At 50.7% G+C, this 8675-nt stretch carries 9 protein-coding genes; 2 read left to right on the top strand and 7 right to left on the bottom strand.

Features of this window, described 5'->3' with window-relative positions; translation table 11 throughout:
• Positions 1-120 precede the first annotated feature (120 nt).
• The 6 genes from tnpC to ACO6UY_RS20935 all read right to left on the bottom strand — a co-directional run bounded on the left by tnpC (position 121) and on the right by ACO6UY_RS20935 (position 4286).
• Complete coding sequence (gene tnpC, locus ACO6UY_RS20960; RefSeq protein ID WP_422491111.1) at positions 121-1632, bottom strand: IS66 family transposase; 1512 nt, start codon at positions 1630-1632, stop codon at positions 121-123.
• Positions 1633-1705: 73 nt separating this feature from the next.
• Positions 1706-2077, bottom strand: coding sequence for an IS66 family insertion sequence element accessory protein TnpB (gene tnpB, locus ACO6UY_RS20955; RefSeq protein WP_422491110.1), 372 nt, complete (start codon positions 2075-2077; stop codon positions 1706-1708).
• Between the two features lie 2 nt (positions 2078-2079).
• Positions 2080-2379: an IS66 family insertion sequence element accessory protein TnpA gene (tnpA, locus tag ACO6UY_RS20950; RefSeq protein ID WP_422444696.1), complete on the bottom strand. Its 300-nt coding sequence runs from the start codon at positions 2377-2379 to the stop codon at positions 2080-2082.
• Between the two features lie 27 nt (positions 2380-2406).
• The gene (locus ACO6UY_RS20945; RefSeq protein WP_422491108.1) at positions 2407-2778 is read right to left on the bottom strand and encodes a hypothetical protein; all 372 of its coding nucleotides are present in this window, start codon (positions 2776-2778) and stop codon (positions 2407-2409) included.
• Between the two features lie 518 nt (positions 2779-3296).
• The gene (locus ACO6UY_RS20940; protein ID WP_422464116.1) at positions 3297-3428 is read right to left on the bottom strand and encodes a recombinase family protein; all 132 of its coding nucleotides are present in this window, start codon (positions 3426-3428) and stop codon (positions 3297-3299) included.
• Positions 3429-3434: 6 nt separating this feature from the next.
• The gene (locus ACO6UY_RS20935; protein ID WP_422491106.1) at positions 3435-4286 is read right to left on the bottom strand and encodes a recombinase family protein; all 852 of its coding nucleotides are present in this window, start codon (positions 4284-4286) and stop codon (positions 3435-3437) included.
• A 72-nt stretch (positions 4287-4358) separates the two neighbouring features.
• On the opposite strand from ACO6UY_RS20935, the gene ACO6UY_RS20930 reads away from it, so the two are divergent.
• Both ACO6UY_RS20930 and ACO6UY_RS20925 read left to right on the top strand, forming a co-directional pair.
• Positions 4359-5948, top strand: a complete 1590-nt coding sequence (locus ACO6UY_RS20930; protein ID WP_422491104.1) for an ABC-F family ATPase — start codon at positions 4359-4361, stop codon at positions 5946-5948.
• 382 nt (positions 5949-6330) lie between these two features.
• Complete coding sequence (locus ACO6UY_RS20925) at positions 6331-7575, top strand: ISL3 family transposase (protein WP_422491102.1); 1245 nt, start codon at positions 6331-6333, stop codon at positions 7573-7575.
• 382 nt (positions 7576-7957) lie between these two features.
• On the opposite strand, the gene ACO6UY_RS20920 is transcribed toward ACO6UY_RS20925, so the two are convergent.
• The gene (locus ACO6UY_RS20920; RefSeq protein ID WP_422491101.1) at positions 7958-8623 is read right to left on the bottom strand and encodes a pseudouridine synthase; all 666 of its coding nucleotides are present in this window, start codon (positions 8621-8623) and stop codon (positions 7958-7960) included.
• Positions 8624-8675 lie beyond the last annotated feature (52 nt).

Raw genomic sequence — 8675 nt, 5'->3', positions numbered from 1 at the left:
CTTGTCGAGTAAGCGTCCAAACAGGGGGCAGACTCCCCCTACTTGTCGAGTAAGCGTCCAAACAGGGGGCAGACTCCCCCTACTTGTCGAGTAAGCGTCCAAACAGGGGGCAGACTCCCCCTACTTGTCGAGATCGGCTTTTAATGGATTGGCCCCGAATTTCTCTTTCCAGAGTCGCGGTATCAATTCCCTGATATCACGGGCCGGGTGGAGGCTGATGCGTTGAAGAACATCAACCAGATATTTGTAGGGATCGATGCCCGCCAGCTGGCAGCTGGTGATCAGCGTCTGGAACACGGCAACATTGTCTGCGCCTTCTTCCGTCCAGCAGAACATCCAGTTCTTTCTGCCCATCGGGATGCAACGAAGGCCACGCTCAAGATGATTGGTGTCTATCGCTACCGTTGGATCGTTCAGGTATACCTGAAGCTCTTTTTCCCGCTTGTGAACATAGCCAAGTGCCTTGCTCAGAGGATTGCTGGGAACCAGGTCAAGCCGTCGCAGCTGTTCCCGGTCCCACTCAAAGAACTGGTCAACCAGGGGCTTGGCTTTTTGTTGGCGATAATCACGCAGTGTATCGCCTTCCAGCCCCTGACGACGGATGTCATCTTCAACCTTGTACAATGCGCCGATCTGTTTCAGGGCTTCTTTGGTCGCTTCGGGTTCCGCTTTTTCTGACTTGACGAAATAACGTCGGCTGTGTGTCCAGCACTCGGCATGAGTGATCTTTGGGTATTTCGAGCAAAGGCTAGCGTAGCCGGGGTAGCCATCTGTGAGTAATACCCCTTCAAATTCTTTCAGGTAAGGCTCAACCACATCACAGGAGCGGCTGTCGGAGTAGATAAAGGCTATTTCTTCGTGGTCGCCATAAAAGCACCAGAAGTAGCCTTTTTTCATTTTACCCTTACATTTCAGCCCAGCTTTTGAGGGTGTTTCATCCAGTGCCAGGGTGTGACTTTCAAGGCAGCTATTCAGTACTTCATGGGCGACAGGTTGTAACAACTGGCCAGCACGCTGCTCCAGATTGGTCAGCGTGCCACGACTGACGGTGATACCGCTGGCTTCCAGTCTCTGATGTTGACGGTAAAGCGGCAGGTGGTAGCGGTATTTCTCAACCAGCAGGCCAGCTATAAAGCTCACATCGGCAAAGCTGCGGTCAAACAGGCCGGAGGGGGCTGCCGCCGTGCTCAGGGTTTGGTCTGCCTTGTGGCGAACGACGTCCCTCTGGTATTTCAGAATAACGTAACTGCCCGGTCGCTGCGCCAGACGATGGGTATATTTATGATCAATGATTTCATACTGGTCGGCGTCTTCACCCTGCATTTCAGGAGCCGGAATATGAATCAGCTCAACAGGTACACCTTCCGTGAAGCGCAATCCCTGATCGGTAACACAGTCATCCGGCCTGTGCTTCTTTCTGCGCTCATAGGTGATGGTTTCTGTTTCCGGAACTTCTGGAGACTCAATGTTCTTGAGTATCTCCCCGAGAGCCAGCTGGTCCGGGTTTTCTATCAGTCTCTTTTCCGATTTTTCACCGAACAGCTGTTGTTTAAACCAGGCCAGCTGATGTTTGAGGGACTCGTTTTCCTGCTTCAGGTGTTCGTTCGCAGATTTGTGTTCCTGCAACAGCACCTGCAACTGCTTGAGCAGCTGCAGGTGAGAGGGTTGTTGGCAGGGGAAGATTCATAGCCCTTGAATGTAGCTGCTATTCAGAGGTTGTGCTGTTCGATGTATCAGGTTTTACATAACGTTTGTGATAGCGGATAGAACGGGTATCAATACCGTCAATGATCAGCTTCAGGTTGGTCAATGCCAGCAGTTGTTTAACCGCCTGACCGGCGTGGGAGTGAAACTGACCCTGCTCCAGTCGTTTACTCCAGATGCAGTAACCGCTACGTTCAAAGTACAGCACCTTGCACTGGTTTCGGCGACGATTGATAAAGACGAACAACTGCCCACTCAACGGGTCTTCCTCAAGGGTATTTTTCACCAGAGCAACCAGGCCGTTGTATGACTTCCTCATATCGGTGGGGCGGTTATAAAGCCAGACCCGCACCTGTGATTCAGGAAAAAACATGATCAACGCCGCATACGCAGGGTTACACCACCGGGTAATTCGAGTTCAATTTCCCATGGAGGCAGGTCTGATGGTGTGTTGTGAAAATCAGTTTTAAATTCGAACCAGTCAGGGTCTGGTTGTGCTGGTTGATCAGGCCTTTCGGTTGCCTGCCTTAGTTTGCGCTTCCACAATGTGAAGGTTGACAGGCAGATATTGCGCGAAAGGCAAAAGGCTTTCTGGCTGATGCCGCTTTCCCGCTGTTGATCGATGAGGCCTTGCCACTGTTCAGAAGTGCGGCGGTTTGGTTGTTTTTGATTCACGGCTCGCTCCTGTTTTTGAAACAGGGGTTAGCGTGGCAGACAGATGATGGGTTTTGAAGACGTCCTTAAATAAGCGCTTACGTTAAAACGCCCCATGAACGACGTGACTTCAGAAGCCCTGCTCAAGGTGAAGGTAATTTCCAGTGGCTTGCTCGCATAAGGTGCAAAGTTTGAAGGAATACGACTTCGGGGCGGGTTGTACTGACCACCGCCGGTGGTCAGGGACAAGTCATAGCGATTAACGGCACTGTTTACTTCAACGTTTATCTTTCCTTTTACTCTCGGGTCGATGACATAATTTTTACCTGACAGAGCGGCCATCCACCGAATAAAAGACACAATGTCACCGTCTTTCATATACACACTCAACTCTTCATCACTAACTGCTGAGTTAGACAATTCAGGACTGATGTTACCAACATTACTTCAGGGTAAAGGGATTTCATCAAGCATTACTCAGTACACGGCAGGTTGCTCTTCCCAACCTGAACTTTACAATGGGTGAAAGTCTCATATTGATCACGTCCACAGGCTTTTCGCCGCCAAAAACAGGCATAACAGCAATTTTTTTCAACCTGACCGCATGAGCAACGCACCAAACGGCGCAGGTGATTATGGTCATTGGTTTTGCCCCTCGGAACACTCTTCGGTGCAAGTGCCTGATATTCGTGATAGGAGACGAGGGCAGGATAGTAATTTTCGACCAAGGCGTCGTTAATGAATCCGGCTGTCGTGTGGTCGTCTGGATTGTCTCTCACTGTCCTCATGGTCTGGTAATACCAATTCCGCCTTCTAAATATGAGATCGAGCAAGTCATTTTGGACAGCTGGGCAAGGCGGAATGACGAGTAATAGCAGGGCTATTGCGAGGAATTCCAACGAAGATCCAGCTGTTCAAAATGGCTGCGCAGTTCATATTTAGAAGGTGGAATTGGTATAAGCACCATAGACCGCAGGATGCCGATACAACTTTCTGACTGGGGTTTCCTTCCATGTTGTGCCTCGTGGTGAAGCATACCCCTGCTCATTGAGCCATAAGTAGTTAACCAAATGAAATCATATATTTCTGACTAAGTTGTCAGTCACTCCCGGCAACTGCTCCTGCGTTGCTCTATCTCCTGCATCCATGCAGTCGTGCGGCGTTGCAACTCCGGTCACATAGCTACGGCTATGCTCCCTACGTTGCGCCTTGCATAGCAACTGCCCACTTAGCCAGAAATATACGATTCCATTTGGCCAACTACTTACGGCAATTTTCCTGTCTGAAATGCCTGCCAATCTCTTCTGAATAACCTGCCTTACAATGTCGGCATTATCATTGAGTACATAGTCCTGCCTGTCATGATCGAAAGTGATCCACCAGGGAAGTCTGGGAGCCTGTTTTTCACCTTCGATTGCCCTACGGCGCTTCTCGCCTTTCGTCTCAAGCAGGCGACGGGATTTATTCGCTGATTCTGAGTATGCCAGTGAGGCTAGCGTTGCCAGACGAATGACCGATACCAGATCATTAAGGGCTTTGCGGTCGAGGAGGAGCTTCTCCGAATCAACGTACAGGGAAACTCCGGTCTGGACAATTTCCCGAACGAGGCTATATGTATCGTCGAAGCCTTTCCGGCTGAGTCGGTCGGTATGTTCCAGAAAGATTACATCACCGGCTTTGATTTCACCTGTATTGATAGCGTGGAGCAATGCCTCAAGCCCTGACCGTTTTTTATTCCTGTAACCGGAAACACCAAGATCAGAAAATGTTTGGTCGGAGAAGGTAAGCCCTTCCTGTTGAGCGTATGCACGGGCGGCAGTTTGACGGCGAACTGTATCACCATCAATCTGGGAAAGCATGGAGCACCTTTGATAACTATAGAGGCGCGGCACGACCTTCGCTCGCCCTGTCTGGGCAGGTTGTGTCATAGTTGCCGTTTACCTATTAATGATTGTGGTTGGTCTGGTCAGACAGATCGCCAGAGAGGATAGCAAAAGGTTATGCTGATAACTTCTAACGTGACCATGCAGTTCGGTGACAAGCCCCTGTTTGAGGATATATCCGTCAAGTTTGGCGAAGGTAACCGTTACGGACTCATTGGTGCCAACGGTTGTGGTAAATCGACGTTCATGAAAATTCTGGGTCGAGAGCTGGAGCCAACATCCGGCACTGTCAGTAAAGACCCCCATGAACGTATGGCAAAACTGAGTCAGGATCAGTTTGCCTATGAAAACTACACGGTGATCGATACGGTGATTATGGGTCATGCCGAGCTGTGGAAAGTAAAAGCCGAACGGGATGCTATTTACGCCAAAGCTGAAATGACCGAAGAAGAAGGTATGCGGGTTGCTGACCTTGAAGTTCAGTTTGGTGAGATGGATGGTTATTCAGCAGAAGCCCGTGCAGGCGAACTGCTGCTGGGGCTGGATATTCCCATTGAACAGCATTACGGACCGATGAGTGCCGTTGCGCCGGGCTGGAAGCTGCGTGTGCTGCTGGCTCAGGTGCTGTTTGCCGACCCGGAAATCATGCTGTTGGACGAACCTACCAACAACCTGGATATTAATGCGATCCGCTGGCTGGAAGAGATCCTCAAGCAGCGTGACTGCACCATGATCATCATCTCTCACGACCGTCACTTCCTGAACAGTGTCTGTACCCACATGGCGGACCTGGATTACGGCAAGCTGCAGTTGATGCCCGGTAATTACGATGAGTATATGACCGCAGCCACTGCGGCCCGGGAGCGCCTGCAGGCCGATAATGCCCGTAAGAAAGCCCAGATTGCCGAGTTGCAGTCCTTTGTCAGCCGCTTCTCTGCCAACGCGTCCAAAGCACGACAGGCGACTTCCAGGGCCAAGCAGATCGATAAGATTCAACTGACAGAAATCAAACCTTCCAGCCGCCAGAATCCGTTTATCCGCTTTGAGCAGGAGAAGAAACTGTTCCGTAATGCGCTGGTGGTGGAAAAGCTCAGCCAGGGCTATGAAGAAGATCTGTTCAGCAAAGTCAACCTGATGGTTGAAGTGGGTGAGCGTATCGCCATCATTGGCCAGAACGGTGTCGGTAAAACCACCCTGCTGCATACCCTGGCAGGCAAGATGGCACCGCGTACCGGTGTTATCCAGTGGTCCGAAAATGCCAATATCGGTTACTACGCCCAGAATCACAGTGCTGACTTTGATATGGATATGAACCTGTTCGACTGGATGAGCCAGTGGATGAATGAAGGCGACGATGAACAGGTGATTCGTGGCGTGCTGGGCCGGATGCTGTTCTCCCAGAGCGACCTGAAAAAATCCGTACGGGTTATTTCCGGTGGCGAGCAGGGTCGTATGCTGTTTGGCAAGCTGAGCCAGCAACGCCCCAATATTCTGCTGATGGATGAGCCAACCAACCACATGGATATGGAGTCCATCGAGTCACTGAACCTGGCGCTGGAAAACTACAAAGGCACCCTGATTTTTGTCTCCCATGACCGTCAGTTCGTCTCATCGCTGGCTACCCGGATTATCGAAATCAAGGATACCGGTATTGTCGACTTCCACGGTACTTATGATGATTACCTGCGCAATCAGGGAATTGAGTAATTAAATAATTCCGACATTTGATACGCACTCTCCGCTCACCCTGAGCGCCCTTCGGCTCCGCTCAGGATGCACGGACGAAGGGTACTTGCTGCGATCTATGTCAGCGCCGATATCCACCAACAATTCGTAGCGTTCTTTGTTCAACATGACAGGCCTCCAGAATGTTGATTTTGGCACACAGGGTAGCTTAAAAAAAACCAATTGCCAGCGGATGGCCGCCCCGCAGCATGACACACTTGTTTATTTATATTGTTAACTGATCTTGTTTGTCTTGGCTCAGACAATAGGGTTAAAGGGCTCCTCGTCCTTTAGTGTGGATTTCATCAACAAATATCTGAGAAAATCCCGACCCTTTTTATCACTTCAGAAGTAGTATCCAGCCATGGATGGAAATCAGATTTTTATACTCGGCCTCGGCTTACAATTCCCCTGGAAACTGGTTGACCAGTATCTGGATACTTCTACTACCCCAAGCAGGCTCACACTCAATGTCGCTGCTGATCGTGGAAGCCTGTATCCGTGCCCTCGTTGCGGAAAAGCCTGCCCTGCTCATGATTTTAAAGCGTTGACCTGGCAACACCTGAATTTCTTTCAGCATCACTGCTTCATCACAGCACAAGTCCCCCGGACCAAGTGCGAAGAGCATGGTGTGCTTCGTATTAACGTCCCCTGGGCCCGTGCAGACAGCCGGTTCACACTGCTATTTGAACAGGCTCTCCTGGTGCTCGCGAGGGAGATGCCGGTGAAAGCCTGTGCTGAGTATGTGGGTGTCAGGGATAAGCGTATTTGGCGAGTCATCCAGCATTACGTTAGCCGAGCACTGCTGGAGATGGATCTTGCCGCACTGAAAGCGATTGGCCTGGATGAAACGGCTTCCAAACGCGGTCACAACTATGTCACGGTCTTTATCGATATGGATCGTACCGACAAGCCTGTACTGTTCGCTACGCCGGGAAAGGGGAAGCAAACGGTGAAAGACTTCAAGGCTTTTCTGGAAAGCCATCAGGGCAAGGCGGACAATATTCTGGAAGTGGTATGCGACATGTCCAAAGCGTTTCTGGCCGCCACCAAAGAAGAGCTGCCAAATGCCAATGTGACCATCGACTGGTTTCACGTTGTTCAGCTGTTTACCAAAGCATTAGACGATGTTCGTAAGGCAGAGCGTAAGCTGCAACACCTGCCCAAGGAGCTTCGCTGGGCCATTCTGAAAAACGCTGATGGCCCTCTGACCGAAAAGCAGGTTGAGGCACTTGCCGAACTGGAAACCAGTGACTTACATACGGCAACAGCCTGGCAAATCAAGGAAAAACTGCGCTGGATCCGTAAAGCTGAAACCACCAGAGCGGCTCGCTGGCGTTTGACCAGTTTTATCAATTATGCCCGAAAGAAGCTGGGGGATATCGAAATACTTGAGCCGGTTCGCAAGGCATTGGAAACCGTCGAACGACATGCAGACAAGATTTTGCAACGCTGGTATTCGACGTATACCAATGCCCGAATGGAAGGGTTAAACAGTCTGTTTCAAGCAGCAAGAGCGAGGGCAAAAGGTTACCGTAACACAGGCACTTTCATCATGATGGTTTACCTGATCGCCAGCCCTGTGGCAGATATCCTGAAATCCATATAAAACGGCGAAGAGCCGGTTAAAGCTGCTGAAACAATACAGGGTGTTGCTGAAAAAAATACCTGTTTTTCTTGCTATCCCAAAACCCTCGACTATGTTTTTCAGGCAAGAAAAAACTCGGCTCGAACGGAGCTGGCACTCCTAACCGGGTTTCACTTCAAACAATGGGCTGATGCTCGTGGAGCAGTATAGCTATGATTTCGTTCGCCTACACAATTTTGGAGCAGTAAAATTGATTGTTGTTCGAGCCATTCATGTTCCGTCAGGTACAGGAGCAATGTTACAACTGCTTCGGCCAGCGGATCGATGACCCGCGCATGGCCGATACGTCATGGGCCAGCGAGTAAAGAAACACCCTCAATGGATAAAACCGTGAACAGCTGGCTTAAACCGAGAAAGGCGCTTCCGACACAAACACCATTGGCTCCCCGGTTAAAGGGTGAGTAAAGCCCAGCCTTGTGGCATGCAGGTTCAGGCGTTGACTGGCCTGCCGGGCAGCTGGGTGGGCATAGAACTCACAGCCCAGAATGGGGTGTCCAAGTTCAGCCAGGTGAACTCTTAACTGATGGGAGCGACCGGTCACCGGTTTTAGCAGTACCCGGTCAAATGCCGGTCTCTGATTGTCAATCACTTGAAAGTGGGTCAGTGATGGTTTGCCCAGTTCATGGTCAACCATCTGTCTTGGCCGGTTTGGCCAGTCACAGCGCAGAGGCAGTTCTATTTTTCCTTCCGGCTGCGCAAGTTTTCCCCACACATCGGCAATATATTCCTTGGCTACGGTACGGTCCTGAAACTGACGGCTTAAGGTACGATGGCTGTCGGCATCCAGTCCGAAGACCATCAGGCCGGAGGTGGACATATCCAGCCGATGGACGACACGGGTTTGCGGGTTGATGGTCCGCAGCCGTGACAGTGCGCTGTCGTTATGATTGGGTGGCTTGCCGGGAACACTGAGCAGACCTGCCGGTTTATTCACCACAACAATGCACTCATCGCGGTAAAGCTCCGACAGTGGCTCGTTGCAGCAGGGGACAATAAAAGTATCATTCATGGGCCGATTATCGGGATAAAGTCGGAGTAAGTCATCTGGGGATAATTCGGAT

This window comes from Endozoicomonas sp. ALE010, from assembly GCF_049310165.1.
Taxonomy (GTDB): Bacteria; Pseudomonadota; Gammaproteobacteria; order Pseudomonadales; family Endozoicomonadaceae; genus Endozoicomonas.
The sequence above is the reverse complement of the archived record's forward strand: the minus strand, read 5'-3'. Positions and strand labels throughout refer to the sequence as shown.

Bases quoted from the DNA above. Each gene is read 5' to 3' on its own strand.
- tnpB (WP_422491110.1), bottom strand. From the start codon at position 2,077: ATGTTTTTTCCTGAATCACAGGTGCGGGTCTGGCTTTATAACCGCCCC.
- ACO6UY_RS20935 (WP_422491106.1), bottom strand. From the start codon at position 4,286: ATGACACAACCTGCCCAGACAGGGCGAGCGAAGGTCGTGCCGCGCCTC.
- ACO6UY_RS20930 (WP_422491104.1), top strand. From the start codon at position 4,359: ATGCTGATAACTTCTAACGTGACCATGCAGTTCGGTGACAAGCCCCTG.
- ACO6UY_RS20925 (WP_422491102.1), top strand. From the start codon at position 6,331: ATGGATGGAAATCAGATTTTTATACTCGGCCTCGGCTTACAATTCCCC.
- ACO6UY_RS20920 (WP_422491101.1), bottom strand. From the start codon at position 8,623: ATGAATGATACTTTTATTGTCCCCTGCTGCAACGAGCCACTGTCGGAG.